The organism is Paracraurococcus ruber (assembly GCF_004353985.1).
Lineage (GTDB): Bacteria > Pseudomonadota > Alphaproteobacteria > Acetobacterales > Acetobacteraceae > Paracraurococcus > Paracraurococcus ruber.
Map to the genome: position 1 here is coordinate 1 of NZ_SMOA01000653.1, position 696 is coordinate 696.

The window sequence follows — 696 nt, forward strand, 5'->3', positions numbered from 1 at the left end:
GGCATTGCCAACTTGACGGCTTCTGGCTTTGCCGAAGGGGACGGGCCAGGATGGCGGCATGACGCCCGAGCCCGCGACCTACCCCGGTTACCGCTTCCCGGCCGCGATCATCAGCTACGCTGTCTGGCTGTACCACGTCTTCGGCCTGAGCCTGCGCGAGGTGGAGCTGATCCTGGCCGAGCGGAGCATCGGCGTGACCCACGAAAGCATCAGGCAGTGGTGCCGCAAGTTCGGCGCCGACTTTGCCCGCAAGCTCCGTCACCGCCGGCCCAAGCCGGGCGACACTTGGCACCTTGATGAGGTGTTCCTGAAAATCGGCGGCGAGCTGCACTATCTCTGGCGCGCGGTGGACCAGCACGGCGTGGTGCTCGATATCTTGGTGCAGGACCGCCGGAATGCCACGGCGGCGAAGCGCTTCTTCAAGCGCCTGCTTGTCGGCCTGAAGTACAAGCCGAAGCGCCTCGTCACCGATGGCCTGCGCAGCTATGGAGTGGCGCACCGCGAGGTCCTGCCCGAGGTGAAGCACCGGACCAGCCGGTACCTGAACAATCGTGCCGAGAACTCGCACCGGCCAACGCGGCGCCGAGAGCGGCAGATGCAGCGGTTCAAATCACCGGAGCAGGCGCAGCGCTTCCTGTCATCCCACGCCATGATCTACGGCCACTTCCGTCCAAGGCGACATCTGATGACCGCCGG

1 protein-coding gene is annotated in these 696 nt (G+C 65.7%); it reads left to right on the top strand.

The genetic code is table 11. The features are described from left to right. Window positions 1-58: 58 nt before the first annotated feature. Window positions 59-696, top strand: a 638-nt coding sequence (locus E2C05_RS32310) for an IS6 family transposase (RefSeq protein ID WP_133223663.1), incomplete at its 3' end; no start/stop codon positions are given.